The organism is Candidatus Nitrosopumilus sp. (genome assembly GCF_029882185.1).
In the GTDB taxonomy this organism is placed as follows: Archaea; Thermoproteota; Nitrososphaeria; order Nitrososphaerales; family Nitrosopumilaceae; genus Nitrosopumilus.
In genome coordinates this window covers 1-26,339 of the sequence record NZ_JAOULD010000017.1, presented here as the reverse complement: position 1 = coordinate 26,339, position 26,339 = coordinate 1, and the positions used below count along the sequence as shown (strand labels likewise).

The window sequence follows — 26,339 nt, the reverse complement described above, 5'->3', positions numbered from 1 at the left end:
ATATCACTTTGAAACTTAGATCTTCAAAGATATTTTTGTCAGTTGAAATATTCAATAGACATCTCCAATTTTAGTTATTTTCCCATTAAAGATAACAATCCCCGAATTATATGCACTATAATTGACATATGCCCATGATGTCTGGCCCTTAAATGACAATTTTTTCTCAGTCCTCTTTTGATAGTTCATCAGATATCGCATGATGACTGACTATTAGCTTCCCATCAACCATTTTTTCAGTAATAATTGCTCCATATTCTCTACTTTTCTCACTGTCTATTTCTGCAAATGAGTATGTTACAGATAATGGTGAAACTCCAAGCATCAATAGGATGACAATTGCTTCAATCATCCTAATCTGTGGTTTTACCATGGAGACTAGTTGCATGAATGATAGATTAGGAACGACGAGGAATCATCCTGTTCCTTATATACCAAATTTTATCAAAATTGCTCAAAATATGATAAAATAGAATCATTTTCTCAAAAAAACTCTAAAGAGCAATTCTCCAAAATTTTTCTATTTTTTTAATTAATTCTTAGGCATGATTTTTCTCCAAAATTTTTCTATTTTTTGAAAATTAACAAAAATACACTATTTTTTTTGATGAAACTGCCGTTCCGCTTTGCGTTCCGCTATAAAGTTTCAAACTGTTCCTCATAAACTACGTTGTTATATACTAGAGCATGTCAAAACAACAATACAGGTCCGAAATGGGCATAATGGGTGATATCTTAGACGTTACCGCTGATGGCGGTCGTGGTGGAGTCATTGTATCTGCAATCTCTCGCAAAGCCAACCTATCTCACTACGCAGTACTAGACAAATGTGAGAAACTGGTAGAAGCAGGCTTAGTCGAATCCGTCAAAAATGACAGAAATAGAGTCTTCTTGATTACTGAAAAAGGACTCCAGTTCTTCCAGGAGTTCAAGAGATTTCAGGGATTAGTTGAAAGCATGAATCTAAGGTATTGAGCATATGAATCCAGAAATCGTACCAATTCATAGGAAAGAGTATCTTCGAGAAGATGGAATGCTTTTTGTAAGGACTGATGGCATTGTCGATACAATGGTCAAAATACCTCTCTTGGTAGCTAGCATGATTATCGTAGCAGCCGTAATGCCAATTCAGTCCTCATTCAGTTCTCCTAGAACACTAGATCTGATAATATATCCAGACGGTTCAACCCATGTCTCTACAGAGATTGATGTAGATCCGCTTGCAACTGATTATGAGCTGGATCTATTTGGAAGTACCATTGATAATCTAGTAGCTGTAGGTGAAAATGATTTTTTACTTGATGCTAACATACTGGGTGATTCTGCTTTAATTGAAACATTTGGATCCTCTGTTATTTCTGTAGAATATGATATTCATGATTTGGTATCAAAACAAGGTAAAGTTTGGACATTCTCTTTAGATGCCCCTTCTGATTTTACATTGCTTTTACCAAAAAATTCTGCCATTGTTGGAATGACTAGTCTTCCTATTAATATGGAAATTATTAATGACAAAAATCAATTAACTCTTTCTGGTGGTAACGTCGAAATCAATTATTTATTCAGCACACCTGTAGTAATTACTGATTCTCCAGATGTAACTGATTCCACATCTCAACCAGATTATTTTATGTATGCAGTAATTGGTGGAGTTGTAACTGTTGTAGTAATTGGAACTGTGGTAATTACCCGTTCAAAACAAAAAATTGCTAAACCAATACAGGAACAAAAATCAATACAACCAATACAGGAACAAAAATCAATACAACCAATACAGGAACAAAAATCAATACAACCAATACAGGAACAAAAATCAATACAAACTGAAACAATTGATATAGAATCAATCTTTAAACTAAAACCAGATATTCGTGAAGATGATAAAGAGATAGTGAAGTTTATCTCTAATAATGGAGGAGAGGCACTAGAAAGTGAATTGCGCAAAAAATTCTTACAACCAAGAACTACAATGTGGCGTGCAGTAAAAAGATTAGAACGTAATGGAATAATTGAAATCGAAAAGAAGGATTTACAAAATCTGGTAAAACTACGAAAGAGCATGGAGGAAGAAGAATGAAAACATTAGCAATTTTTACAATATTTGTATTGATTTTTGGTACTACATCATTTGTAGGTGATGCATATGCACAAAGTGATCCCTATATCTTATTACGAATTGCTGAACAAGCAGACAAACAAATACAAAACCAATTAGACAGATCTTATGGAGATTCAATTCCTACTGAAATAGAAAATCTGTATGAAGAAGGGCACACAGCAGTAGAATCATTGGAAGATAATCTCAAAACAAACGATACGAAACAAGCAAGAGAAGATTTTCTTACAGCGATGAAATTATTCCAACAAATTTCTAGAATGACTTTTGTTCCTACAACTGAGACAAAAATAACTACTGATGAATCTGATAGGGATCTTAAAAGTGAGTTAAATAGATTAAACAAATATTTCCAGAATCTAAAATCAATATCTGAAAAACAAAAAACAGAAATTGAATCAAAAGAATTCCAAAGATTATTCACTTTAGCTAATGATCAGATAAATTCTGATGATTTTACCGGTGCAGCTCAAACGATTGAGGAAATTAAAGTATTAATTGATTCAATCAAACAACATATCCGTGAATCTACATCAAATTCTGCATCAGATAGAATCAAAGAATTTGTTTTAAAACAATTAGAGAGAATTCAAAAAATTCTTGATAAAGCAGATCCTGAATCTCCAGAACTTGATAAAGCCAACTCTTTAGTTACAGAAATTGAACGTTTGATATCTGAAGGTAACATCTCTGATGCCAAGAAAAAATTTGGAGAATTAAATAGAATCGTAAATATGATAAAAAAATCAATTCCATAGATAGCATAAGCTTCATATACATTTTCTAAACAATTCGAACATGGCATCTAAAGCAATTACTGTTGGTGTAGGAATTCCAATGATTATTGTAGGTGCTTTAATGGCATGGTTGTGGGCTCCACTTGAAGCAAATCTTCAGAATCAGATTGAACTTATAGGAAGCACAATTGGCATCTTGGGAATAATATTCTTCATCTCTGGATTATTTTATACAAAAGAACCAGTAATGCATTAGAAACTCACTGAATAAATAATGAAAAAATTTACAACTATTACTTGAAAGTAAGATTATTTGAAATATTTACGTCAATTGAAGGCGAAGGTATTCTTTATGGAACAAAGACACTTTTTGTCCGATTAGCAGGATGTCCTTTTACTTGCTTTTACTGTGATACCAAAGAATCTCTTCCATTGGATTCTGGAACAGAATATTCTCTTGAAGAGGCAACACAACTAATTGATTCTAATTTGAAAAATCAAACCTACAAAGTAAATTTCACAGGTGGTGATCCATTGATTCAACATGAAGCAGTGGCATTGCTTGCAAAACATGTTCAAGACAAAAAAATTCCAACATATCTTGAATCATCATGTTTTGATATTGATAGATTCAATCATGTTTTACCATTTATTGATATTGTAAAAATTGAATTTAAAACAAAAGATTCTGAATTTGTTGACTCAAAACATTATGAAAAATTAATTGGTCATACACTAAAATGTCTTGAGTCATCTATGAAATCAAAAAAAACAACATACATCAAAATTGTGGTTAGTTCAAAAACTCAACCAAATGAATTTAAAAAATTAGTAAAGGAAATTTTTGATATCGTATCAAATGATGATATTAGCGGATTCATTATTCAACCAACATATGGTATTTCAGAACCTTCTCTGGATCTTTTACTGGAATTATATGATTTGGTATATCCTCATTACGTTGATGTTAAGGTAGTACCCCAACTACACAAATTCATTGGAGCCCCATAATCTTGGTACCTGCCTAAAAATCAGATTAGGTTCAAATACTAGAAAAATTCTGTGAGAATATTAAATGGACCAAGAGCGTGTAAAAAAACTCGTTAGAGAATTAATCATTGAAGTTGGTGAGGATCCTACACGTGAAGGGTTACGAGAAACTCCTGAAAGAATCGCAAAAATGTATAAAGAAATCTTTGGTGGATATGACTCTGATTCAGAATTATCAGTCCAATTCTCTGAAGATTCTGATGTAGTAATTGCCCGTGATATTCAATTTTATTCCATGTGTGAACACCATATGTTGCCATTTTATGGAAAAATTCACATTGCTTATTCTCCAAATGGTAGAGTCTTTGGAATATCAAAACTCGTCAGGCTAGTTGAAAAATATTCAAAAAGACTTCAAATTCAAGAACGCTTGACAAAAAATATTGCAGATGAGCTATTCTCACAGGGAGTAAAGGGAGTTGTTGTTTTAGCTGATGCAGAACATCTTTGTATGAAAATGCGTGGTGTCAAAAATGATGCAACACTTTCCTCATCCGCATTTAGAGGAATTTATGAAAATAAAGAGGAAAAAGCTGGAATTATGTCACTAATTAGACAAAGTGCCTCTGATCTGTCCTTATAGACATACTGAAAAATTAAATAATCAATATTTTTGATCACAGACATGGGGGCAAATCCATACATTCACATTCCAAAGGAATCCTGGCCCAACTGGACATGGTATGCAATTGAGTGCATTATTGTAATTGCAATATCTATGCTGGCATCAAGTAAAATTACTGATTCCATTGAAGGACTATCTCCAGAAGTTCAAAATTATATGTTTATGGGAATTGTTGGTCTGTTCTTTTTAGTTTGGTATATTGGAATCAGAGGATTAATTTTAAAAAAGAAAATTCTGAAAAATAGTTACTAGAGATATTTTGTTTTGTCTGTAATACCAGCTTTTACAAATGCAATTTTTCTGTTGTTACAAGATTCACACATTCCACAATGATATTTTTTATTTGAATAACAACTCCAGGTTTTGAATATGGAATCACCCAAAATTTTCATTCCTGATTTTAACAAATCACTCTTTGATAATCCTTGACGGTATGGCGACCAAATCTCAATCTCCTTTCGGAGTTTTGATTTGATTCCGTCAATTTCTCCTTGATTAAATGCGGTTTCTAGTTTTTTTGCAAAATTTGGTCTACAATCAGGATAGTTTTGATCTCCTGTATGTGCACCATATGCTACCATTGAAGCATTAAGAGTAAAAGCCCATGCTGAGGCAATTGATAGAAAAACTGCATTTCTGATTGGAACCACAATAGAGTACTCAAACTTGCTAGGGATTTTTCTTTTAGAACTTGTTAAAACATTGGAATTGCCATACAAATCTTTCATGAAACCTATGTCAATTATTTTATGTTGTTTTAATCCTAGTTTTTTTGCAAAATATTTGGCAGATGTAATTTCACTATTTGCCTTTTGTCCATATGAAAACGTAATTCCATACAGATCATATTTTGATTTCAGATATGAAACTGCACACACAGAGTCAACACCGCCGCTAAAAACAATGACTGCTTTTTTCATAATTTATTCAACTACCTACTAGTTGCTGCACCTTTACTAGGCTTACAAATTATAGTCTGACATTTTGTATTTGCAGATTCAAATCCTTTTGACATGGCCAAACTGATTTTTTTTAAATCAGATGAACTTTTTGAAAATGCAATCACTGAAGGTCCTGCTCCACTGATTGTAACACCTAATGCCCCAGCTTTGATAGCATTTTCTTTGACTTTGGCAAACCCTGGAATCATATGCTGTCTAGCAGGTTCAACTATCACGTCTTTTATTGAATTTCCAATCATTTCAGGATCTTTTTTCATAAATCCTGCAACAATTGCTGAAGCATTTGATAAATTCAAAATACTATCTGTTAGTTTGATCTTTTTTGGAATTACTCCTCTTGAAACCTTGGTTTTCTTTTTTGGAACATCAATACTTGGAACTGCAACACACATTCTAAGATTAGTTGGCGGATTGATTCTGATTACATCTAAAGGATTCGTTTTTACAATTACAAAACCGCCTAGAACAGAAGCTGCAACATTGTCATAATGAACTGTTCCAGCACTTGCTTTTTCTCCAGATCCTGCAAATTCTACCAAACTATTTCCACTTAATTTCAATCCAAATAATTTATCAAATGCTACTGCAGCTGCTGCAGCTGATGCAGCACTACTTCCCATTCCAAATCCTGCAGGGATTCCTTTTTTGATTTTTATTTCAAGGCCTTCTTTAATTTTGAATTTTTTCTTCATGTTTTTTACCACCAACCCTGCAGTATTTTTTTCAGGATCTGTAGGAATGTTATCATCCGAGATTATTTTGACTCCGTTTTTTGTTCTAGTTAATGTGATTGTGTCATAAAATGCATCTAATGCTAATCCGAACACATCAAATCCCGGACCTAAATTTGCAGTTGAAGAAGGTGCTTTAACTGTGACTTTGGATGCCATCTAATCTTCTACTTCCTCACCCAAATTAAGAATTCTGCTTAAAGCGCCTTCAAGATTGACAAAGCCATCTCCAGTCACATTTGAAATTGGAATCAACCCCTGTGCAAATCCACCCAGATTTAACCCTCGTAAAATATTTGTAGTTAGAATATAGGTATCACCATCAGTATCCTTAGCAATGGCATTCTCTAATGTCTTCAAATTTGTTGACCATTGCAAAATTTCTTTTATTTTATCTCCGATAAGATCTGCCTTTGTTAGAACATTAATTGTTGGCAAGTTCAAACGCAATCTTATTGATGTAGCAAGTAACGCAATTGAAACAAAGTTAACTGGGGTATTGATTAGCACACCATCAAAAAGAAATATGCTTGTTTTCTCTTCTGATGTAAGATTCTCTACAATAAAACGTCCACTTGAACGGTATGCAAATAATTCAATCTGACCTGGCGTGTCGACAATTAAATAATCTGGATTGACTTTGTTAACATCATTTTGAATCTCATCAATTTTTGATGCAATCAAATCATTTGCCATTACCATGGCACCATTTGGTCCCAGATCATACTGTTGCATGATTGATACGTAATCTACATAGTCTCTTACATCAATATCACAGGTATATACTAAATTCTCTACACCTGGGTCTAAATTCAAAACAGCTGCGAATGCTCCATTTTTTGTATAGTATTCATGAAGCTTTGATGAAAGCAATGATTTTCCTGAACCAGCAGTACCTGAAACAAAAATTGTTTTCAATCCGTCTAATTTTGAATATTTGCTTATATTTCAAACTACTTGATTCTCATTATTTTCTATGAAAATACCAAATTGGTATTAGAAAAGATCAAAAATTTCCATTTTGCCTTTAACGAACTAAATTGTATTTCATTTATGATTTAAAGTCCATTGCAAAAGGAAGCTTATCTCAAAGATTTGGTGATAAAATTACTTAGAGAAAGAAACTTTTCTGACTTTGATGCACTTGATTCATTGTTTAAAGAGGTAAAGCAGGAACTCCAAAATCAAGACAAAACCTCCAATTCACTATGATTTTTGTGCCTGAATTTAGGCGTCAATATTTCCCGACTGAAAATTTTCTCAACTTTCATATTTGATTCCTCAAAAAAACTATCAGATGAACTGGAGACTAGTAGCTATTCCTGTTACCTTAATTCCAATTTTCCTTATTGCTATTCAATTTGACATTCAAATAGAAGACGTTCTGGCAATTGGATTATTTCCTTTTGTTGGCGCAATTATTGCCATGATGATAAAGCTTGGTCTTCAAGGAGTCAAATTTGCATATATTGCAAGAAAATACCTTGGAAATTTTGACTCTTTTTTTAAACTAGTCGGAGTTAGAGTTGGAAGTGAATTCATTAAATTTACAACTCCTATGTTTGTTGGCGCAGAATTTGTCGTGATATATTATTTGCATAAAAAAGGTGTAAAGCCTGCAAAATCTGCATGGATTGCAATCATGGATATTGTAACTGAGGTGTTTGCAGCAGGTTTGTTGTCTATTATGGCAGGAATTATTGCGTTGCTTAACGGCGCATATGTGGTTGCAGCAGTTATCTTAGCCACTAGTATAATCATTACATCTCTTTGGATGATAATGTTCTTTTTATCCTCAAAACACACATTCCAAGTTCCTAAGGTCTTAGGTCGTCTTGCAAAGAAGTTTGGAAAAGAAAAAGGAGCAAAGGCCATTGATAAAACAAACACATGGATGGAAGAAGTCTGCTCCATGAGTCGAGAAAATCTCAAAACTAGTGAGTCTAAAAAAATCTTTACAGTATCATTTTTGTTTTCACTAGCATCATGGTCATTTTATGGAATTTCATTTATGATCATTGCAATGGGAACAGAATTCACAATTAATACATTTGATTCTATAATGGCAGTAATGGGTGCAAACGCAATTGGGAATTTACCTATAACTATAGGTGGTTCTGGCTTGGCAGAATTTGGAATTGTAGCATATTTGAATAACCTGGATCCATTTGCTTTTGAAATCACTGAAGGGGTTGTGGGATGGGATGCAGTAATTGGATGGAGAATTGCGACATATTATGTTCCAATTGTAATTACATGGTTACTTTTAGTAAAATTGGCTCTGAGCAGGATTTCAAAGCCACAATCCACATAGAAACCACTTTATCTTTTAATGATTTTTCTGATTTGTGGATTTCAAAAACAAAGTTGTTCTAATAACTGGTGCATCATCAGGAATAGGCAGAGAATCTGCAATAGAGTTTGCAAAACTAGGTGCAACTATAGTATTGGTTTCAAGGAGGAAAGGTAAACTTGAACAAGTTGCTGACGAATTAAAAAAATTCAATGTTACTACACTAGTTTGTCAATGTGATGTTTCAAAAAAAGAAGAGGTAAAAAAAATGTCAAAATTAGTACTAGAAAAATTTGGTTCTATTGATATTCTAGTGAACAATGCAGGTTTTGCGATTTATGGTTCTGTAAGTGATCTTAGTATTGATGAAATAGAATCACAAATGGAAACAAATTATTTTGGAATGATTTACTGTATCAAAAATTTTCTTCCATCAATGCTTGATAAAAAATCTGGTCATATCATCAATGTAGCTTCCGTTGCTGCAAGTTTTGGTTTACCTAGAATTGCATCATATTGTGCATCAAAATTTGCAATGTTGGGATTTTCAGAAGGTCTTAAACATGAATTAAAAAATTCTGGAGTTGGAATTACAGTTGTTAGTCCAATCATGGTCAAGACTAATTTCTTTGAGCATCCATCGTTTGAGAACATGCCATTCTCTCCAACATCACTTAGTGCTAAAACTGTTGCAAAAGCAATTCTTAAAGCAGCAAATTCTCCCAGACTGGAAATTATAGTTCCATCTGTTGTACGAAGCGCAGTATGGATGAAGAACACATTTCCATACTTTATCAATCCTATCATAGGAAAGTCTTTCAAAAAATAACTGGATTACATAAAAATTTGATTATTCTTCTAAATCTTCATCTGCAGATTCACTAGAACCTACATCTAGTAAATCTAATGATTTCAAATCAAACTGATAAATTGCTTTCATATCAATCTCTTTTTCTTTTTCTAAAAATTCTGATACCTTCTTGCTTAATGGTGCTTTATGTTGATTAAACACAAATTCGTAAACTTCACCTTTTAACAAATCATCAATTTTGATAGTTTTTGGAACATCCATAGTTACTATATGTCGTCCATCTTCTACTGGATCATATAGCTGTACATCTACCTTGTTATCTTCATAATAAAATTCTAAAATGTATCCTTGCTTCTTCAACTCTTCAGGTTTCTTAAATTTAGCATTTTGAATTTCATCAGTAACCCATTCTGGAATTTCTTCTTCTTTCTTTTTTACCATGGTAAACCACTCTAGTTTTCTGCTTTTTCTTTTTTACTTTTTGACCACCATTCAAGATAGTCATCATGTTTGTCATCACGTGTTCTCTCTTTCTGATTTAGCTTGAATCTAATATCTGAAATCTCTTCTCTTGTTGCGTATAATCCACATCGTTTACAAATGAAATGTCTTCTATTTTTCTCATCCATTTTCATAGGAATGTCAATTTCATCAAATAATTTGAATAAAGCATCTCTACTTCTGTCCTCTTCTTCTGGAAAATCTTCCATGTATTTTGCTTCTATCTTCTTTTTCTCTCGTGATGTACATTCTGGACAGTTAGGCACTGATGATTTGGCTTAATTTTTTCCATAAAAGCGTTCCCACATTATTGAATGATCGATATTGTCTGACACACGGATTTTTTCATCATCCCTTTCGGTCCGTTCGCCCATCGAAATCCCGCGTGCCAGACGAACAAAATCATCAAAATAATGTATTATCTCTTTTCTTCTAAGGTTTGAGCAGCAATTTTTGCTGAATTTTCTGCCCCATTAGGAACAAAATTCTTTGAAAATTCTTTCAAACTATCTTGAAATGTTTCATAATTTTCTTTAATTTTTGATATGCCTTTAGTTACTTGATCCGTTTTAATCGCCAATATGCCCAGATTCTTTTCCTCAGCCCATTTGATGTTGTTTGTATGCTCATCATAAATTGGGATTCCGATAATTGGCTTTGATTTTCCACCCATAATCTCTCCCATTACTGTATGAGATCCATTTACAACTGCATATTTGCATAAATCCAAAACTGTATCTTTTTCTTGTTCTGAAAGAAAACCAATATCAATTTGTATCCAATCTATTTTTTTCTCAAAAGCTTCTGTTATAGAATATTTTCCCCCATCCTTTCCTATTACTGAATCTATGTTGGGATCATTTCGTGCATGAGAAATTATTCTTTTCTCATTTTTCATTTCATTCTGATGAAAAACTCCTTCGTATCTTTGACCAGTGCCATCATTAGTTGATTTATTTCCTGTTCTCATCCAATATCCAAACTCGCCATCTTTAACCAATTTTTCTAAATCAGATTCTTTTTCTTTTTTAATTTTTTTGCTGTTTGTAAAATGTCCAACATAAGTAATCTTTTCTTCTACTTCTTTTATGAAATTCAAATTATATTCACACATCGTATATGGTGGTGGTGAATCCGCAACAAGTATTTTTGATGCTTTTGCAATTTGTTTTGCAACAAAAATCAATGATGGATAGAGATATGCTCTTGAATTATACAGTTTTGGTCTAAATTGATTTGTAACAAACAAACTAGGAATATTTCTATTTCTAGCTAGAATGTTTGAACCCATATCTCCATCATTGATTACCAAATCAAACTTTTCTTTGTTGTATAATTTTCTCTCTTCTCTTAAATAATTTGCAATCTGCCTCACTAGTGGTGGATTTTTTGAAATTGGTAATAATAAATTCATCAATGACATTGAAACACTTGGACCGAATTTACCATCAATTGGTGTTGGCATTAAAATTTCATGAATTTTTTCTTTTTGTTCAGGAAATTTTTTTAATAATTTTTCATAAACATGATCTTTGCTTGAAAAATGAACTTCAAATTCTTCTTTGATATGTTCACCTAAAACCTCATTTAGCCTCATCATTCTTGAGTAATGGCCACTTCCCCAGGGATAGATGAATTCTCCTATTTTGAGCACAATGTGAAACCAAATATGCCGTTTAAATTCTCAATGATTTTCTAATGAATCTAAAATATCATGAACATTATTAGGGCCTATCTTAACCGTGATTGTTTTCTTTGTTTTAAGAGCATTTTCGACTTCCTTTTTTGAAAATAAAGGAATTTCTTCTTTTGTTATAATGATCATTTTTTCTATTTTTCTCATATTTCTTTCCAAACCTATCTCTTTTGCATCATCAAACAAGCTGTTATCAACTCCAGTTAGTGGAATGATAGGAATTTTCTTTTTACTAAACACTTGTTTTAATGAATTATCTATAAATTCTGAAGAAAAAATCAATGGAGATAATGCCAATGATACACGATTATTAGAATAATGCAACAAAATTTCTAGAATTGAATTGACATAGATCAAATAATTCCTAATTCCATTGGGGCTAATTTTTAACTGTAAGAATTCGAGTTCAATCTTATCATATAACATTCTTGGAATTATTTGATTGATTATCTTTGCAAGATTCATCAGTTCTGATTTTTGTCTATAACAAATAATGATCTTTGTATCATATCCCTGTTTGATTGTTTCAAAACAAGATACTGCTGAAATTTCATCATATATAGCACAAATTGTTTTCTCAGATTGAGATTGATATGGGATTCCACCATTACCTGTATCTGAGAAAATACAGATGTATGCATTATTTTTTGTTATGTATGTGTATAGTAATTTATCAAAATTTTCTTCTGTTCCTGGATGAGCTCCCAAATTTCTCTTCTTTTCAATAATATTTGATGTTGTAGCAATTTCTACATCTTTAGTTACAAATCCTTTTGATATTCCTTCTACTTTTACTATAAATTTTTCTCCTTTTAGCAATAAACTGCCACCAATGTTAGTGATTTCATTTACAATATTTTGAAAATCATTTCTTACTTGTCTTGCAATTGCTATTTTTTCAATTCCAAAAAGTAAATTGATAGTAGATGACGCAAAAACAGGATCATTTGCATCAATGAGAATTATATCGCCGTCCCGTTTTACAGATTTGAATTGTTGATTTTCTATTTTCAGGATTTTTTTGATGTTTGAAATTAGATTAGGGATTTTATTTTTTGAAAATATATTTGGAAAAACTATGACATATGATTTTTCATCCATATTTTCTATTTTGAATTATACTAGTTTATAATTTAGAAGAAAACTTTGGGCAATCAATATAAAACAAATAATCTTACATTTGTTGTGACAAAATTCACACAGGAACAAGTAGATGATTTAAACTCTAGAATTAAAACTACTGAAGAAGCGTTACAGTGGGTTTCAGATAATATTCATCCTAATGTTGCTAAAGCATCAAGTTTTGGTGCTGAAGACGCGGTAGTGATGGATATTATGCTAAAAATTAATCCCAAATTCAGATTTTTTACTCTTGATACAGGGCGATTACCACAAGAAACCTATGATATTATTGATGTTGTAAGTAAAAAATACAATATATCTATTGAAGTTCTATTTCCTGACACAAAAGAAGTTGAAGATATGGTTCGAAGTAAAGGAATGAATCTATTTTATGAAAGCATTGAAAATAGGAAATTATGCTGTGATATTCGTAAGGTTCATCCAATGAATAAAATGTTAAGTACATTGGATGGATGGATTACTGGATTAAGACGTGATCAGACCAAAAATCGTGAAAGTGTAAAAATCTTTCAATTAGATCATGGACATGGAGGAATTTTAAAAATTAATCCCATTGTTGATTGGACTTGGGATCAAATTCAAGAATATATTAAAAAAAATGATTTACCATACAACAGTCTTCTTGACAAAGGGTATCCAAGTATTGGATGTGAGCCATGTACTAGAGCAATAAAACCAGGAGAAAATATTCGAGCAGGTAGATGGTGGTGGGAACAGGATGGCAATAAAGAGTGTGGCCTTCATATAGACCCTTAGTAGAGGATTAACATGCCTGAAAACTCTATCAAACCACACGGTGGAATACTAGTAAACAGAATTACAAAATCTGATCCTACAGGATTATTCTCAATTACAATTAGTGAAGATGTTGCAAATGATGTTGAAAATATTGCAGATGGAATTTTTAGTCCTTTGGAAGGGTTCTTGGGACAACAAGACTTTGAAAGTGTTATTTCACGTGGAAGATTATCAAATGATTTAGCTTGGACTATTCCGATTGTACTTGATGTTGATAAAGAGACTGCTGAAAAAATGAAAGAAGCAGGAGATGTTCTATTACAAAATCCAGAAGGTATTGGAGTTGCAATATTACATGTAGATGAAACATTTACTTTTGATAAAGAAAAAGCAGCTCAAGGAGTCTATGGAACCAATGATTCATCACACCCTGGAGTTGCATATACAATGTCTATGAAAGATTATTTGGTTAGTGGAAAAATTGATTATATTCAAAGACCAAATGACACTGAAATTAGAAAAAATAGATTAACACCAACTCAAACACGAGAATCTTTTGCAAAAGCAGGTTGGAAGACTATTTCTGCATTTCAAACTAGAAATCCACCACATGTAGCACATGAAATGCTACAAAAAACATCAATTACAACTCGTGATGGAGTTTTTGTAAACCCTGTAATTGGTCAGAAAAAATCTGGTGATTTTGTAGATGAGGTAATTGTGAAATGTTATGAAACGATGATAAAATTATATTATCCTGAAAATAGATGTAAACTTGGAACATTACATACACAAATGAAGTATGCAGGTCCAAAAGAGGCAATTCATCATGCAATTATGAGACAAAATTATGGTTGTACTCATATTATTATTGGAAGAGATCATGCAGGTGTTGGAAAATTTTATGATCCAATGGCTGCACAAAAAATATTTGATGATTATCCAGAATTAGAAATTGCTCCTGTATTTTTCCCACCGTTTTTCTATTGTAGAAAATGTCTTACATATACAACTCCAAAAGCATGTCCACATGGAGATGATGTAAAAGAGCAAATTAGTGGAACTGCACTAAGAGAAATGATTCAGAACGGTAAGGCCCCATCTGAATTTATTCTAAGACCGGAAGTTGCACAAGTGATTTTGGATCATCCAAAACCATTTGTTGACTAGATTTTTATTCAATCATATTTGTCTTAATGTATGAAGTATCTCTTTGCAATAATTTTACTTGGAGGAATTTTTATTCCTACTGCATTTGCTCAAGAGACAAACAACCCGTCATTAATTATAAACACATTAGAAATTCCCTCAAATGAATTCAATACTATATTGCGTGAAGCACCGGTTAGAGTTTTAGATGATGTTCATGCAGTAAGTTGGCAAGTAACAATTGATAACAATCTACTATATGCAAATCCTAACGGAAATGCAGTATTACGACTATATGATCAAGAGAATCGTGATGAATTTATTGAAGTAGGTATGGGCCCCAAGCCTGACAACAAGTTTTGGGTGGCAGTTCAAACTCCAAAAGAAGGTTACATTGTAGTCCATAGAGATTTAGATAGAGGTTGGTATCCTGAAGCAAAATCCATCATATCTTATACTGATAGAGCAGGACTGACCGTAAATAATGGTGCTAGAATTGTAGTGACTAATTTAGACATAGGAAAATTTGCAATCCATTCTTACTCTGTTCATGGAATGGAAAGTTCAATTGATCCTCCTGCAGTAAATTCAGGAAGTATGATAATTGAATTTTTGTCTGGTGATCCCGCAAAAAACGTTTTTGCATTGTTTCCATTTTATGTTGCAGCTGGGATGGGAATTATTGTTGGCGTATTGTTTCTAACTAAGAAACGTTCTTAGATTTGTAAAATTTACAATCCTTTTTAATTTTACATACATCACACATTGGAGAGATTGGTTTGCAAATGTTCTGACCATACATTACAAAAGTATCGTTGATATCAATCCAGAATTTTTTTGGTATTTTTTTCATTAATTCTTGTTCTGTTTCTTCAGGGTTTTTTGTTTCAACCAATCCTAATCTATTTGAAATTCTATGAACATGAATGTCAACTGGAATTGCTGGTTTTTCAAATGCGTAAACTAGAACACAATTAGCAGTTTTTCTTCCAACACCGGGTAATTGTACCAATGTATCTAGATCTTCTGGTACTTTACCTTTGTATTTTTTATCAATAATTTCAGCAACTTCTATGATTCTTTTAGATTTTACATGAAAGAATCCAATTGATTTTATTATTTTCTCGACATCTTTGACTCTAGCTTTTGATAATTGTTTTGGATTTTTATAAATTGAAAATAATTTTTTAACTGCCTTTGTTGTAGCTTCATCTTTAGTTCTTGCAGATAATATAGTTCCAATTAAAATACTAAATGGACCTGTTTCTGCATCATGAAGATCTCTTAATGCAGTAATTCTTGGAGGTTTTACTGCATTCATTGTTTTTGTCATACCAGAAAGTATTTTTTGCATTTCCAATTGAAAAACTGCGTACAAGTATTATAACTGTAATAATAAATGAATTTTATTGGAATTAACTAAGGATGAAGAATCTGCATTAAAAGGTGAACAAGGAGAAATTTTACAGACTGCTTATAGAATTTTAGTTGCAACTGGTGAGGCAACTGATGCTGACAAACTAATACCCATAGAATGGGCTCATCTTTCAGGCGTAAATTACAATACCATTGGAGATGCAGGCGAAGAATTTCTATCACACATTAGTAAATATGCTCGAGTCAAAGTAAAAACTACTCTGAATCCTATGGGATTTGATATTGATAATGTAAAAAATTATGGATTAGATGAAAATTTTATCTCTAAGCAACTATCCATTAAAAAATCATATGAAACAATGGGAGTAATTCCTTCTTTTTCATGTATTCCTTATGAAATATTTGATATTCCACAAGATGGAACTCAAGTTGCATTTGCAGAAAGTAATGCTGCAATTCATGCAAATTCTTTTGATAATCTAAAGACAAACAAGGAAAGTGCATTTAGTGCTCTTGCTAGTGCAATTGTTGGAAAGAGTCCATATTCTTCATTGAGAAAAGAAGATAATCCAAATATTACAATTAGAATGAAAGTAGAAAATCCAAACGAATTGACATATGGAATGCTTGGTTTTTTTGCAGGAAAAATTGGCGATACGTCTGTAAATATTTCAGGCCTTGGAGAGATGGATAAACGACAAACAAAAGCAATGTGTGGTGGAATGGGAACTTCTGGAACTTGTGCTAAATTTATCTTTGGAGATGGAGAATCTGATTGCGAGAAAATAGACTTTGATGAAAAAGAGATGCAAAATGTTCATGATGAATTAAACACTACAGAAAAAGGTGACATTATAACACTTGGCAGTCCACAACTAGGATTAGATGAGATATCTGATCTTACTGCTAAACTAAAGGGTCGTTCTTTTCAGAAAAGATGTATGGTGTTTATGCCTAGAATAGTAAAAGAACAATCAACAAAAATTGGATATACTGCAGAACTTGAACGTGCAGGATGTGAAATTTTATCTGATTGTTGTACATGCTTATCTCCCTTGATAAGTAAAGACACTGTAGATGCAGTTACAACAAATAGTATCAAAGGTGCATTTTATCTCAAAAATTCTAATGGTGTAGGTGTAAATCTAAAATCACTATTACAAATAATTGAAGATGAGACAAGATGAAAGTTCTAGTTTCAGGAAAAGTAGAAGGAATTGTTTTGAAATCTGATGATCCAATTAATTTTTTAGGAACTGTTGACAAAAAAACTGGAATTATTAGTGACAAAAACCATGAATTATATCAAAAATCAATTAAAAATACCGTACTTGTTTTTCCATCAGGTGTAGGAAGTAGTGTCGGCGCATATACAATTTATTCAATAAAATCTAATGAAGCAGCACCAATTGCAATGATTTGTAAAAAAGCAGATCTTACAGTAGCTACTGGATGTGCATTAGCAAACATTCCCATGATTACTGTAAGCGATGGAGAATTTAGATCAATTAAAAACGGAATGCAGATTTCTTTTGATGCTGAATCTAATCAAATTCATTATCAATAATATTTTGATTTTGTGAATCTCCTAAACCCACTGTAATAATTTGACTTTTACCTGGAGGTAATGCTCTGACAAATTCATCAATGTTTATTTTTCTTGTAATATCTTCAAATAATTTAGAAAATTCTATTCGAATTTTTTTAGCACATTCTGCCATTTCTAATCCATGCGGTTCAATTATTGCATAGCAAAGAGAATTTTTTTTGATTGGTTCAGGGGGCCCACATGTTAAGACATAATCATCATCAATTGGTATAATTCCAACAGCTAATCGAAGTGTATCTGATTTGATAAAATTTCTTTGTCCTTCTATAGTAAATGATCCTTTTGGTAGAAATTCTCCACTGGGTGCTGATTTTTTTACTTGCTCAGGGTGAACCCAATAAGCACTTACACCATACATCCCTTCTCTCCATGCTCTACTAAAACAAACTGTTGCATGAGCAATTTCATTCATACTAGTATCTGGTGCATTTTCTGCATTTTTCAAAATAAAAAATGGAGAACCAAAAATATCACCATGAAATATCTTATCATCTTTATCTAAATGTTTTCTAATTACTGCAGAGTTCGATGCAGCATCTCTTCCACCTATTGTAAGATATCCATCTGTTGTAAAGAACCACCTATATCTTTCGTACCAATTCTTTTTTCTAATTTCTGTAACTACAAAAAGATCTTTCTCAGCTTCTGTCTTACTTTGAAATTTTTCCAATTTTTTTTCTGTTTTCTCTTTAACTGCTTGAATTGAAGATATCGCACCTGATTGTTTTTTTGCTTCATTAAATAATATCGAAGCAATTGATTGAAGTGGAGACTGTGTATTTATTTTTATTTTTTCATCTTGAACTACAATCAATGATATTCCTTTCTCATTAACTAATTTTGCATTATTTTTTGCTAAAATTTCTTGGGATTTATTATCCTCAATTGAGATTATTCCTTTTGACACCATTTCAAAAAGAGAATTTGCCACATTTGTAATATTTTTTGATCTTTCTTTTACCATCTCAATGGCTTTTTCTTGCTCAGAAATTTGTGTTTGTAATTCTTTAATTTTTTTATCTGAACCACTTGTTTGAACAGATTTTCCTTTTTCAACTATGTTTTCAGTAAAGACAGTATCTAACCCTTCAATGAAACTATTTACTTGTGTTATCTCACCTTCTAGTTTTCCCAATTTCAAAGGAAGAACTTCAGTTTTTTCATTTCTAATTATAACTGCATCATGATTTCCTGATACTACATCTGAGATAATTTTTTTTACAGTTTCAAAAATTTTTTTTGTCTCTTCTTGAGATAGCAAATTTCCAATTTTTTTCCGGTCGATTTCTGCAATTTCAAATACAGCTTCAACATATTTTTTTGGCAGTCCCAAAGTTCTACCAAACCATTTTGCTGCAACCAAATCCGTTGTTTTGAGTTCATCAAAATCTGATTCTTTCAAATTAAAAATATCTAGTCCGCTATTTGGTGGTTGGACATATTCCAAACCCACACTTAATTTTCTATGCCTTACATCTATAGAATGCTGTAATGCAAGAATCTTCATTTCATTATTACAGAGTAAAATATTCCCGTCTCCAAAAAATTCCCCCACTAAAACAAACTCTTTTCCAAATCCCTCAAAAGTAAAATATGCAATTCTTTCTGCACCTATTTGTTCAATTTTTTTTAATTTTAGTCGAAGCAGATCACTTCGTAATCTTTTGAGTAATCTGTTAGGCTCCATCTGATCAATTTTCACTGCAGTTAACCATACGCCAGAAGTTGAAATCATCATGAATAGATCATCTTTTTCTGTATGATGAAGTTTGAAGAGAATACTATCTTTTGTAATGCCATAAATATTGCTGATATAGTATCCTTGAACTTGTTCAGAAATTTTATCAACTAAATACCGTAGTTCTATTCCTGCTAATGCCATGAACATCATGATTTTTGTCTAAAATTATACTCTTGCTTTGATATGCTCATACTTTGACCAAAGATATTAAACATAGTTTGTCTGAGTCACGCTAGAAAATCACTTGGCAAAATTCAAAAAGAAAAAATCTGAACCTACGGTAGATCCAAATGATTCAAAAAAAGAATCAGTTGAAGATATTCCTGTAGATACTCCTGAAATAGAAAAATCAGAGCCAGTACCTGATACACCATCAGGAGAACCACCAGTAAGTATTGCTGAGAAAAGTGAAAAAGATAGAAAATTAAACAAATTATTTTGGATGCGTGTTGCTTTGGCTATAATAGCAGGAACTGCAGCTACTTTCATCTTTGAAGATATTGAAGGCGAAGACCGAAGATGGGCATCAATTGGATTTATGATTGTGATATTTTTTGGTACAGTAATTGTTGCAAAAGGAATGAAAATGCAATTACCATCATCTGATAGAAAAAAAGTTGTTACACAAGCTATTGGTAGCTATGTTTTCCTGTACTTGTTTTCATGGATTGTAAGTTATACATTAACCCATTTAGAAACAGTAACTAATGGAATCAATATTTAGTGTATATTTTAAAAAATGGTTATAGCATATGTGGAAATTTAAAACGCCTGGCATTCCTGATGAAGAATTTGAAAGAGCAGAAAAAATCCCAATCACTAAAGAAGAGATAAGAGTTGTTCAAATTAGTAAAGCCAGACTAAAACCAGGACAAATTGTTTATGACATTGGATGTGGTAGTGGTTCTATTTCTATTGAAGCTGCTTTACAAATTGAATCATCAGGCAAAGTATTAGCAATTGATTATGATGAAAATGCTATAGAATTAACTAGAAAAAATATTCAGAAATTTGGTTTGTCAAATATTTTAGTAATTCATGGTAATGCTAAAGAAAAAATTCAAGAACTTGAAGAAGCAGACACTATTTTCATTGGAGGTACAGGTAGAGATACCAAAGAGATATTGGAGTTATCTGAAAATAAACTTAAATCTGGAGGTAGAATTGTAATTGGTATTATACTAATTGAAACACTTTATTCTGTTTTGAAAACATTAGAAAAATTACAGTTTGAATCTGTTGATATCACTCAAGTGACCATATCAAAGAGCAGAAAAACTAGTACAGGAACAATGATGCTTGCAAGAAATCCTGTAACTATCATATCTGCTACCAAAATTTAATCTAGATTTTTAATTAGGAAGAAAATTATACATTGCATGCCTGGTTTAGTTGGAATAGGAGTAGGTCCTGGAGATGTTGATCTACTAACTGTAAAAGCTGTAAAGGCAATCCAGAATGCTGATATCATAATGTGTCCTGCTTCAAAGGAAAACAGACCTAGTATCGCATTTGGCGTTGTTTCACCAATTATTGACAAATCAAAAAATCAAGAAATTGTAAAACTGATCTTTCCAATGACCAAAGACAAAGATATTCTAGAAGCAACATGGAAAAAAAATGCCAAAATAATGGCAGAAACTGTATTGACTGGAAAAAATGTTGTATATCTTACTGTGGGTGATCCTTTCTTGTATAGTACATGGATCTATATGCATAAAGATCTGGCAGAAAATTACCCTGATATGAACATCAGTGTTATCCCTGGTATTGTTTCCATGTTTACATTTGCATCTAAAGTTGGAGTAAGTATAGCTGAAGGTGCAGAAAAAGTTGCTATCATTCCATCTTGTTATGATTTATCAAGCGTTAAAGAGATTGCAAAAAATTCGGAATCAATGATATTTCTAAAAGATGGAAGGTATTTTGATAAAGTAATTGAAGTTCTAAAAGAATCTGGATTTCCTGATAATTCTATTTTTGCAATTGGACAAGATTTAGGAACAGAAAATGAAATTATTAAAAAAATGACTCTAGGTGAAGTAAATGACAAGACATTAACAACAAAGTATTTTTCAATCCTGGTGGTAAAACGTGTCTAAAGTATTTTTTGTTGGATGTGGTCCTGGTGATCCTGAACTAATTACAGTTAAAGCTAAAAAATTAATTCAAAAAGCAGACATTGTTGTATATTCTGGATCATTAATTCCTGATCTAATTTTGAAGCTATGTAAAAAAGGGAAATTATATGATGCTGCTAAATTAGTTAGAGAAGAAATTTTTGATCTGTTATACAAAAATGCAAAAAAAGACAAGCTAGTTGTCAGGTTACATGATGGAGATCCCTCAATTTATGGTGCAATCAAAGAGCAAATTGATAATCTTGAAAAAAAAGGAATAAAATCTGTAGTTGTTCCTGGTGTTACTGCATTTTTAGCCTCAGCAGCTGCCCTTGGAATGCAATTAACACTTCCTGGTGTCACTCAAACAATAATTGTAACAAGAGCAGAATCTAGAACCAAAGTTCCAAAACGTGAAAAAATTTCAGAGCTTGCAAAACATAAAGCAACATTGATTTTTTATCTTAGTGTACAACTCATCTCTAAATTGGTTACTGAAGCAATTGAAGGAGGTTATAAAAAATCAACCCCTGTTGCAGTAGTTTATAGAGCAAGCTGGCCTGATCAAAAAATTATCAAAAGTACGTTAGGAGATATTACTAAAAAAATTAAAGAAGAAAAAATTACTCGTACTGCAATTGTAATTATTAGTGATGTAATAGATCCTGAAACTTATGAATACTCTAAATTATATGACAAAAAATTTAGTCATGGTTATAGAAAAGCTAAAAAGATAAAAAATTAACTTTATTTTTAATTCTTATTTTATCTAATTTATTTTGAAATATTTCTATATCACCTGATGCAAAAATCTTTAATGAATTTTTTTTTGATTGTTTATTTTTAATTAGTAGTAAAATTTTTCTTGCTACATTTTCTGATGGATCTATAAAATTTATTTTTGGAAATTGTTTTTTTAGTAATGAATTTAAAAATGGTAAATGTGTACTGGAAAGTGTAATGGTGTCTATATTATTTTGAAATAATATATCACTAAGAACATTTTTAATAATTTTTTGACAAAATTTTTTATTTGAAATAAATTTTCCAGATTCTACCAATTCAACAAGTCCTGATCCATTAATTTTAAAAATATTGATTTTTTTTGAAAAGTTATTTTTTTTAATATGTTGTATCAAACCTTTACTATTAATTGCACTTTTTGTTGCAAGAATTCCAATTTGTTTTGTTTTAGATATTCTTGCAGCTTCTTTTAATGGCGGTTTTACATCAATTATTCTCTTTGTTGTTATATTCAGCATTAAACTAGGTGTATTTGATGCGACAACTATGATGTCTGGAGAAAATTTTTCTTCTAAAAGTTTGATTGATTTTTGAATAATTTTAGATATCTGAGCCTGAGATTTGTTTCCATATGGATAATTTTGTTGGTCTGCAAAATAGATGATCTCTGACTGTGATACTTTCTGGATTGCTTTAATTATTGATAATGAGCCTAGACCTGAATCAAAAATTGCAATTTTAGCCATAATTTTTCTTAAAATTTGAGAGTAATGTTTGTTAGCTAAATTTAATCTAAAACTGATCTAAATTTACACCGTTGATTAAGACTAAATTTCTAAACTCTTCATCATGCCAAACTTCGATAAGACTTGGGCTCATCAGGAGACCCAAAGTGTAACTGGCAAACTACGCGATGCAGTAAAGCCTGAAGGTGCATTAAAACCACGAATTCAACAAGCGGTAAACAAACTACAAGTCCAAATCTCAAAAATGGACTCTATGTTAGGTAAACTGCACGAAAGAGATGCGCAACTCTTTCAGAGAGTCGTGACCGCAATGCAGCAACATGATACTAGCACAAGTAGAGTTTTGTCTAACGAATTAGCTGAAATTCGTAAAGTTACAAAGATGCTCGGCAACGCAAGAATGTCATTAGAACAAGTTCAACTAAGACTGACAACTATTCATGATCTTGGTGATGCTATGGTGGCAATTGGACCAGCAATGTCTACAATGAAGGGATTGAAGTCATCGCTAGGAAGATTCATGCCAGAAGCTGATTCAGAATTGAACAGTATGACCCAGACACTAAACGGACTTATGATGGATTCACTTGCAGGAGACTCATTTAGTATGGAGTCTGCCGCTTCAAGTGAAGAAACTGAAAAGATTCTTCAAGAAGCATCTGCAGTAGCTGAGCAACAGATAGGAGATAAATTCCCATCTGTACCATCTTCAACTGGACTTTCGTCAGGAACCTCTACTTCTACCTTTGAGTAGCTGGAAAAGACGTTAGTCAGTTCTTTTTATTTTAAATATTCAAAATACTGGTATTTTTCTATAATATTAAATTATAACAATAGATAACAAAGATATTAAAAGAATAATTCCTAAATGAAATTCTGGTACAGTTTTATCAAGAGATATTATTTCTCCCCATTTTTCAGTTGAATGAATTTTTTGTTTTCCATCTAAAATCTGTTTAGGCCAAGTATAAACACTGAATCATGATCTAAAATATAGACATAAAAAATTATTCTAGTAATTTTTCTTTAAATGTATATTTTTTATTAAGTATAAAATTTCCAAATGCTCCAGTCATAACTGCTAAGATTAATGACAAATAATAAGGCATATTTTGTGTTTCTGTAAGATAAAATACCATTCCTAATTGTATAACTGCACCTAGTGTACTAAATGTTGCAAATTTTGAAAATTGAACTACTGTTTTTTTCTTTGAAAAATCTTTATCTTCAAATGTCCAAAATTTGTTTAAAATAAAATTGCTGGATATTGAGGAAGCAATACCAAATAAATTTGCATGAATATACCAAACATCAGGAATTCCGGTTACTATTAAAAATGATGATAAAAGATTCACCAGAAGGCCTGTTGCACCAATTGTATAGAATCTAGCAGCCTTTGAAACAAAATTTGTATATTTTTTATTATTGGTTTTTACGTTTTTGCCAAATCTGTATAGTTTCCATATTGATTTGATATAATCTAGTATAATTTGCGAATCAAGCTTACTCTGACCAATTTTTCGATCAGTAAACGTGTAAGGTATTTCCATAATTTTCACATTCTTTGTTTTAACTAACATTTCAAGGAGTATTTTATATCCAAGAAGATCAAATTTTGAATTTTTTAAAATATTTTTTTTAAATGCAAAAAATCCTGACATTGGATCCTTTGGTTCAATATTTAGGAATAATTTTGCGATCTTTGTTGCAATTTTGCTAATCATTTTTCTAGATATAGTCCAATCTTTTATTTGACCACCTTTGACATATCTGGAAGCAATTACAATATCACAATGTGATTTTTTCAAACTTTCAATCATTTTAGGAATAATTTGTGGAGGATGTGAATGATCCGCATCCATTACAATAATGGTTTCACCTTTTGCCTCTTGAATTCCATTAAAAATAGCAGAGCTTAATCCTGTTTTTGCAGTTCTATGAATTATATCTATGGTATGATTTGTAATTTTTTTAAAATTTTTAATGTATTCTTCTACAATTCTTCCAGTACCATCAGGAGAATTATCATCTACGACAATCGTTTCGGAAATAATATTTTTAGGTATTGAATTTTTAATTTGTTTTAGAATTTCAATTATGTTATTAGATTCGTTATAAGTTGGAATAATGATTGAAACTTTTGGATTTTTAATTTGATATTCCATGAAGGATGAAAATTGACAAATCTTATTAATTTACCTTTGTTTAATAATAAAGAAAAAGTATTGGATTTACCTATGGTAGGGAAATATCACATATTACAGTTAGTTGATCTGCACTGTTCAATTGAATTCCACTACTAGTTGATGTAAAGTTCTGTGCTGCAAATAATATATCTACTATTCCATTATTAATAATGAATGCACCAAAAACAAGTGCTGATTGATCATATGTGAATGTACATTGGAGTCAGAAGATGTGTTAATCCAACATGCAGATGTATCAGAAGATACTGTTGTGAAAATAAAATACAGGTATCATTCTGATACTGTTACGATATCATCCAACGAATAATAAATTCAAGATATCAATTTCTGTTTTATGGATATGCTATTGATTGGATAACTTCAGAGGCTAATTCTGAAATGTTAATTCTTTTCTGTTCCATGGAATCCCTCATACGAATTGTTACTGTTTTGTCTTCTAGTGTTTGGTGATCAACTGTAATTGCAAAAGGCGAACCGATTTCATCCAGTCTTCTATATCTTCTACCTATAGCACCAGAGTGATCCAAAAATGCATCACATTTTCTTTTTAGTTGAAGATAAATCTCATCTGTTTTTTCTTTCAATCCATCTTTTTTGACCAGCGATAAAATTCCAATATGAACTGGAGACAAGTATGGTTTTAAGGCTAAAACTATTCTATCATGTTCTTTGTCATCTTTTAAACAATGCTCTAATATTGTGTACAAACTCCTGTCAATTCCCATCGAAATTTCAAATACATGAGGCAAAATTTTGTCATCTCCATCCATAATTTCGAACTTTTGCTTGCTCTTTTTTCCATGACTGGACAAATCATAGTCAGATCTATAATTACAGGCAACTAGTTCAAGCCATCCAATTGTGGTTTCTACCTCAAAATCAAATGCAACTTCGGCATAGAATGCCTTTTCTTTGTCACCGAGTTTCCTGAATCTACTTTTTGTAATGTCAATTCCAGTTTTTTCGTAAAATTCAGTCAAGATTCCCAAGTAGTATGCAACAAACTTGTTTGGAACAACACCTGATTCTACTGCCTCTTTGCATGTCATGGCGACAGGTTCTGCATCTGTTTGAACTCTAATGGTAACATCTTGAATCTCTGAAAACTTTTCCATCTCAGTCAATTTGTTTGGATTGCAAAATACTTCAATTTCTGCCTGATAAAACTCTCTTAATCGAAGTAGACTCTGTCTTGGAGCTATCTCGTTTCTGAAACTCTTACCTACTTGAGCAATTCCCAGAG

Annotated in this window: 33 protein-coding genes; 20 read left to right on the top strand and 13 right to left on the bottom strand. The window is 31.8% G+C overall.

Annotated elements, in window-relative coordinates:
- Positions 1-166: 166 nt before the first annotated feature.
- Entirely contained in the window at positions 167-388 is a 222-nt protein-coding gene (locus tag OEW78_RS06325; protein ID WP_300325722.1) for a hypothetical protein, read from the bottom strand.
- Positions 389-687: 299 nt separating this feature from the next.
- Here OEW78_RS06325 and OEW78_RS06320 point away from each other — a divergent pair, with 299 nt between their 5' ends.
- The 7 genes from OEW78_RS06320 to OEW78_RS06290 all read left to right on the top strand — a co-directional run bounded on the left by OEW78_RS06320 (position 688) and on the right by OEW78_RS06290 (position 4,780).
- The gene (locus OEW78_RS06320; RefSeq protein WP_016940139.1) at positions 688-975 is read left to right on the top strand and encodes a winged helix-turn-helix domain-containing protein; all 288 of its coding nucleotides are present in this window, start codon (positions 688-690) and stop codon (positions 973-975) included.
- A 4-nt stretch (positions 976-979) separates the two neighbouring features.
- Positions 980-2,077, top strand: a complete 1,098-nt coding sequence (locus tag OEW78_RS06315; RefSeq protein ID WP_300325718.1) for a MarR family transcriptional regulator — start codon at positions 980-982, stop codon at positions 2,075-2,077.
- A complete protein-coding gene (locus OEW78_RS06310; protein WP_300325715.1) occupies positions 2,074-2,874 on the top strand; it encodes a hypothetical protein in 801 nt (266 codons plus the stop codon). Before OEW78_RS06315 ends, OEW78_RS06310 begins: the two co-directional genes overlap by 4 nt.
- 40 nt (positions 2,875-2,914) lie before the next feature.
- Positions 2,915-3,109, top strand: a complete 195-nt coding sequence (locus OEW78_RS06305; protein ID WP_300325712.1) for a hypothetical protein — start codon at positions 2,915-2,917, stop codon at positions 3,107-3,109.
- A 41-nt stretch (positions 3,110-3,150) separates the two neighbouring features.
- Positions 3,151-3,864 carry a 7-carboxy-7-deazaguanine synthase QueE gene (locus OEW78_RS06300; RefSeq protein WP_300325709.1) on the top strand — a complete coding sequence of 238 codons (714 nt, stop codon included), beginning with the start codon at positions 3,151-3,153 and terminating at the stop codon, positions 3,862-3,864.
- A 64-nt stretch (positions 3,865-3,928) separates the two neighbouring features.
- Positions 3,929-4,486, top strand: coding sequence for a GTP cyclohydrolase I FolE (gene folE, locus OEW78_RS06295; RefSeq protein ID WP_300325706.1), 558 nt, complete (start codon positions 3,929-3,931; stop codon positions 4,484-4,486).
- A gap of 42 nt (positions 4,487-4,528) precedes the next feature.
- Positions 4,529-4,780 carry a hypothetical protein gene (locus tag OEW78_RS06290; protein WP_300325703.1) on the top strand — a complete coding sequence of 84 codons (252 nt, stop codon included), beginning with the start codon at positions 4,529-4,531 and terminating at the stop codon, positions 4,778-4,780.
- Here the strand turns inward: OEW78_RS06290 and OEW78_RS06285 are convergent.
- From OEW78_RS06285 to OEW78_RS06275, 3 genes are read right to left on the bottom strand one after another with little or no spacing between them, the layout of a single operon-like run.
- Positions 4,777-5,448 carry a 7-cyano-7-deazaguanine synthase gene (locus tag OEW78_RS06285; protein WP_300325700.1) on the bottom strand — a complete coding sequence of 224 codons (672 nt, stop codon included), beginning with the start codon at positions 5,446-5,448 and terminating at the stop codon, positions 4,777-4,779. The genes OEW78_RS06290 and OEW78_RS06285 overlap by 4 nt on opposite strands.
- An 11-nt stretch (positions 5,449-5,459) precedes the next feature.
- Positions 5,460-6,380, bottom strand: coding sequence for a homoserine kinase (locus OEW78_RS06280; protein WP_300325697.1), 921 nt, complete (start codon positions 6,378-6,380; stop codon positions 5,460-5,462).
- Positions 6,381-7,139, bottom strand: a complete 759-nt coding sequence (locus tag OEW78_RS06275) for an ATP/GTP-binding protein (protein WP_300325694.1) — start codon at positions 7,137-7,139, stop codon at positions 6,381-6,383.
- A 150-nt stretch (positions 7,140-7,289) separates the two neighbouring features.
- Here OEW78_RS06275 and OEW78_RS06270 point away from each other — a divergent pair, with 150 nt between their 5' ends.
- The 3 genes from OEW78_RS06270 (at position 7,290) to OEW78_RS06260 (ending at position 9,343) form a co-directional block, all read left to right on the top strand.
- Positions 7,290-7,433 (top strand): hypothetical protein, encoded by a 144-nt coding sequence (locus OEW78_RS06270; RefSeq protein ID WP_300325691.1) that lies wholly within the window; start codon positions 7,290-7,292, stop codon positions 7,431-7,433.
- An 85-nt stretch (positions 7,434-7,518) separates the two neighbouring features.
- Positions 7,519-8,535 carry a lysylphosphatidylglycerol synthase transmembrane domain-containing protein gene (locus OEW78_RS06265; RefSeq protein ID WP_300325688.1) on the top strand — a complete coding sequence of 339 codons (1,017 nt, stop codon included), beginning with the start codon at positions 7,519-7,521 and terminating at the stop codon, positions 8,533-8,535.
- 34 nt (positions 8,536-8,569) lie between these two features.
- Positions 8,570-9,343, top strand: a complete 774-nt coding sequence (locus tag OEW78_RS06260) for an SDR family NAD(P)-dependent oxidoreductase (RefSeq protein ID WP_300325683.1) — start codon at positions 8,570-8,572, stop codon at positions 9,341-9,343.
- A gap of 21 nt (positions 9,344-9,364) precedes the next feature.
- Here the strand turns inward: OEW78_RS06260 and OEW78_RS06255 are convergent, their stop codons facing one another.
- The 4 genes from OEW78_RS06255 to OEW78_RS06240 form a co-directional block, all read right to left on the bottom strand.
- Positions 9,365-9,766 carry a hypothetical protein gene (locus OEW78_RS06255; protein WP_300325680.1) on the bottom strand — a complete coding sequence of 134 codons (402 nt, stop codon included), beginning with the start codon at positions 9,764-9,766 and terminating at the stop codon, positions 9,365-9,367.
- A gap of 11 nt (positions 9,767-9,777) precedes the next feature.
- Complete coding sequence (locus OEW78_RS06250) at positions 9,778-10,092, bottom strand: hypothetical protein (protein ID WP_300325677.1); 315 nt, start codon at positions 10,090-10,092, stop codon at positions 9,778-9,780.
- A 152-nt stretch (positions 10,093-10,244) separates the two neighbouring features.
- Positions 10,245-11,480: a glycosyltransferase gene (locus OEW78_RS06245; protein WP_300325674.1), complete on the bottom strand. Its 1,236-nt coding sequence runs from the start codon at positions 11,478-11,480 to the stop codon at positions 10,245-10,247.
- Positions 11,481-11,510: 30 nt separating this feature from the next.
- Positions 11,511-12,623 (bottom strand): THUMP domain-containing protein, encoded by a 1,113-nt coding sequence (locus OEW78_RS06240; RefSeq protein WP_300325671.1) that lies wholly within the window; start codon positions 12,621-12,623, stop codon positions 11,511-11,513.
- 84 nt (positions 12,624-12,707) lie between these two features.
- Here OEW78_RS06240 and OEW78_RS06235 point away from each other — a divergent pair, with 84 nt between their 5' ends.
- The 3 genes from OEW78_RS06235 to OEW78_RS06225 are packed head-to-tail and all read left to right on the top strand — an operon-like array spanning position 12,708 to position 15,272.
- Positions 12,708-13,421 carry a phosphoadenylyl-sulfate reductase gene (locus tag OEW78_RS06235; protein ID WP_366523041.1) on the top strand — a complete coding sequence of 238 codons (714 nt, stop codon included), beginning with the start codon at positions 12,708-12,710 and terminating at the stop codon, positions 13,419-13,421.
- Between the two features lie 12 nt (positions 13,422-13,433).
- A complete protein-coding gene (sat, locus tag OEW78_RS06230; RefSeq protein WP_300325665.1) occupies positions 13,434-14,573 on the top strand; it encodes a sulfate adenylyltransferase in 1,140 nt (379 codons plus the stop codon).
- 30 nt (positions 14,574-14,603) lie between these two features.
- A complete protein-coding gene (locus OEW78_RS06225; RefSeq protein ID WP_300325662.1) occupies positions 14,604-15,272 on the top strand; it encodes a hypothetical protein in 669 nt (222 codons plus the stop codon).
- Here OEW78_RS06225 and nth read toward each other — a convergent pair.
- Positions 15,256-15,906: an endonuclease III gene (gene nth, locus OEW78_RS06220; RefSeq protein ID WP_300325659.1), complete on the bottom strand. Its 651-nt coding sequence runs from the start codon at positions 15,904-15,906 to the stop codon at positions 15,256-15,258. The genes OEW78_RS06225 and nth overlap by 17 nt on opposite strands.
- A 55-nt stretch (positions 15,907-15,961) precedes the next feature.
- Between nth and OEW78_RS06215 the strand changes: the two genes are divergently transcribed.
- A complete protein-coding gene (locus OEW78_RS06215; RefSeq protein WP_300325656.1) occupies positions 15,962-17,116 on the top strand; it encodes an aconitase X catalytic domain-containing protein in 1,155 nt (384 codons plus the stop codon).
- Entirely contained in the window at positions 17,113-17,496 is a 384-nt protein-coding gene (locus OEW78_RS06210; RefSeq protein ID WP_300325653.1) for a DUF126 domain-containing protein, read from the top strand. Before OEW78_RS06215 ends, OEW78_RS06210 begins: the two co-directional genes overlap by 4 nt.
- Here OEW78_RS06210 and rqcH read toward each other — a convergent pair.
- Positions 17,474-19,420 carry a ribosome rescue protein RqcH gene (rqcH, locus tag OEW78_RS06205; RefSeq protein WP_300325650.1) on the bottom strand — a complete coding sequence of 649 codons (1,947 nt, stop codon included), beginning with the start codon at positions 19,418-19,420 and terminating at the stop codon, positions 17,474-17,476. The genes OEW78_RS06210 and rqcH overlap by 23 nt on opposite strands.
- Before the next feature lie 103 nt (positions 19,421-19,523).
- On the opposite strand from rqcH, the gene OEW78_RS06200 reads away from it, so the two are divergent.
- The 4 genes from OEW78_RS06200 to cobM are packed head-to-tail and all read left to right on the top strand — an operon-like array spanning position 19,524 to position 22,144.
- Positions 19,524-20,003, top strand: a complete 480-nt coding sequence (locus OEW78_RS06200) for a hypothetical protein (RefSeq protein ID WP_300325647.1) — start codon at positions 19,524-19,526, stop codon at positions 20,001-20,003.
- A gap of 28 nt (positions 20,004-20,031) precedes the next feature.
- A complete protein-coding gene (gene cbiT / locus OEW78_RS06195; RefSeq protein ID WP_300325645.1) occupies positions 20,032-20,622 on the top strand; it encodes a precorrin-6Y C5,15-methyltransferase (decarboxylating) subunit CbiT in 591 nt (196 codons plus the stop codon).
- A gap of 36 nt (positions 20,623-20,658) precedes the next feature.
- A complete protein-coding gene (gene cobI, locus OEW78_RS06190) occupies positions 20,659-21,381 on the top strand; it encodes a precorrin-2 C(20)-methyltransferase (RefSeq protein WP_300325642.1) in 723 nt (240 codons plus the stop codon).
- Positions 21,374-22,144 (top strand): precorrin-4 C(11)-methyltransferase, encoded by a 771-nt coding sequence (gene cobM / locus OEW78_RS06185; protein WP_300325640.1) that lies wholly within the window; start codon positions 21,374-21,376, stop codon positions 22,142-22,144. Before cobI ends, cobM begins: the two co-directional genes overlap by 8 nt.
- Here the strand turns inward: cobM and OEW78_RS06180 are convergent.
- On the bottom strand, positions 22,125-22,889 hold the full coding sequence (locus OEW78_RS06180; RefSeq protein ID WP_300325637.1) for a glutamate racemase: 765 nt from the start codon (positions 22,887-22,889) through the stop codon (positions 22,125-22,127). The genes cobM and OEW78_RS06180 overlap by 20 nt on opposite strands.
- Before the next feature lie 103 nt (positions 22,890-22,992).
- Between OEW78_RS06180 and OEW78_RS06175 the strand changes: the two genes are divergently transcribed.
- Positions 22,993-23,643, top strand: a complete 651-nt coding sequence (locus tag OEW78_RS06175; protein WP_300325634.1) for a Snf7 family protein — start codon at positions 22,993-22,995, stop codon at positions 23,641-23,643.
- A gap of 253 nt (positions 23,644-23,896) precedes the next feature.
- Here the strand turns inward: OEW78_RS06175 and OEW78_RS06170 are convergent, their stop codons facing one another.
- Positions 23,897-25,054: a glycosyltransferase family 2 protein gene (locus tag OEW78_RS06170; RefSeq protein WP_300325631.1), complete on the bottom strand. Its 1,158-nt coding sequence runs from the start codon at positions 25,052-25,054 to the stop codon at positions 23,897-23,899.
- Between the two features lie 374 nt (positions 25,055-25,428).
- Positions 25,429-26,339 (bottom strand): His/Gly/Thr/Pro-type tRNA ligase C-terminal domain-containing protein (locus OEW78_RS06165; protein ID WP_300325627.1); only part of this gene is annotated, 911 nt, incomplete at its 5' end.

Coding starts and splice junctions, on each gene's coding strand:
- OEW78_RS06325 (WP_300325722.1), bottom strand. CDS start 388: ATGCAACTAGTCTCCATGGTAAAACCACAGATTAGGATGATTGAAGCA.
- OEW78_RS06320 (WP_016940139.1), top strand. CDS start 688: ATGTCAAAACAACAATACAGGTCCGAAATGGGCATAATGGGTGATATC.
- OEW78_RS06315 (WP_300325718.1), top strand. CDS start 980: ATGAATCCAGAAATCGTACCAATTCATAGGAAAGAGTATCTTCGAGAA.
- OEW78_RS06310 (WP_300325715.1), top strand. CDS start 2,074: ATGAAAACATTAGCAATTTTTACAATATTTGTATTGATTTTTGGTACT.
- OEW78_RS06305 (WP_300325712.1), top strand. CDS start 2,915: ATGGCATCTAAAGCAATTACTGTTGGTGTAGGAATTCCAATGATTATT.
- folE (WP_300325706.1), top strand. CDS start 3,929: ATGGACCAAGAGCGTGTAAAAAAACTCGTTAGAGAATTAATCATTGAA.
- OEW78_RS06290 (WP_300325703.1), top strand. CDS start 4,529: ATGGGGGCAAATCCATACATTCACATTCCAAAGGAATCCTGGCCCAAC.
- OEW78_RS06285 (WP_300325700.1), bottom strand. CDS start 5,448: ATGAAAAAAGCAGTCATTGTTTTTAGCGGCGGTGTTGACTCTGTGTGT.
- OEW78_RS06280 (WP_300325697.1), bottom strand. CDS start 6,380: ATGGCATCCAAAGTCACAGTTAAAGCACCTTCTTCAACTGCAAATTTA.
- OEW78_RS06265 (WP_300325688.1), top strand. CDS start 7,519: ATGAACTGGAGACTAGTAGCTATTCCTGTTACCTTAATTCCAATTTTC.
- OEW78_RS06255 (WP_300325680.1), bottom strand. CDS start 9,766: ATGGTAAAAAAGAAAGAAGAAGAAATTCCAGAATGGGTTACTGATGAA.
- OEW78_RS06240 (WP_300325671.1), bottom strand. CDS start 12,623: ATGGATGAAAAATCATATGTCATAGTTTTTCCAAATATATTTTCAAAA.
- sat (WP_300325665.1), top strand. CDS start 13,434: ATGCCTGAAAACTCTATCAAACCACACGGTGGAATACTAGTAAACAGA.
- OEW78_RS06225 (WP_300325662.1), top strand. CDS start 14,604: ATGAAGTATCTCTTTGCAATAATTTTACTTGGAGGAATTTTTATTCCT.
- nth (WP_300325659.1), bottom strand. CDS start 15,906: ATGCAAAAAATACTTTCTGGTATGACAAAAACAATGAATGCAGTAAAA.
- OEW78_RS06210 (WP_300325653.1), top strand. CDS start 17,113: ATGAAAGTTCTAGTTTCAGGAAAAGTAGAAGGAATTGTTTTGAAATCT.
- rqcH (WP_300325650.1), bottom strand. CDS start 19,420: ATGGCATTAGCAGGAATAGAACTACGGTATTTAGTTGATAAAATTTCT.
- cbiT (WP_300325645.1), top strand. CDS start 20,032: ATGTGGAAATTTAAAACGCCTGGCATTCCTGATGAAGAATTTGAAAGA.
- cobI (WP_300325642.1), top strand. CDS start 20,659: ATGCCTGGTTTAGTTGGAATAGGAGTAGGTCCTGGAGATGTTGATCTA.
- OEW78_RS06180 (WP_300325637.1), bottom strand. CDS start 22,889: ATGGCTAAAATTGCAATTTTTGATTCAGGTCTAGGCTCATTATCAATA.
- OEW78_RS06175 (WP_300325634.1), top strand. CDS start 22,993: ATGCCAAACTTCGATAAGACTTGGGCTCATCAGGAGACCCAAAGTGTA.
- OEW78_RS06170 (WP_300325631.1), bottom strand. CDS start 25,054: ATGGAATATCAAATTAAAAATCCAAAAGTTTCAATCATTATTCCAACT.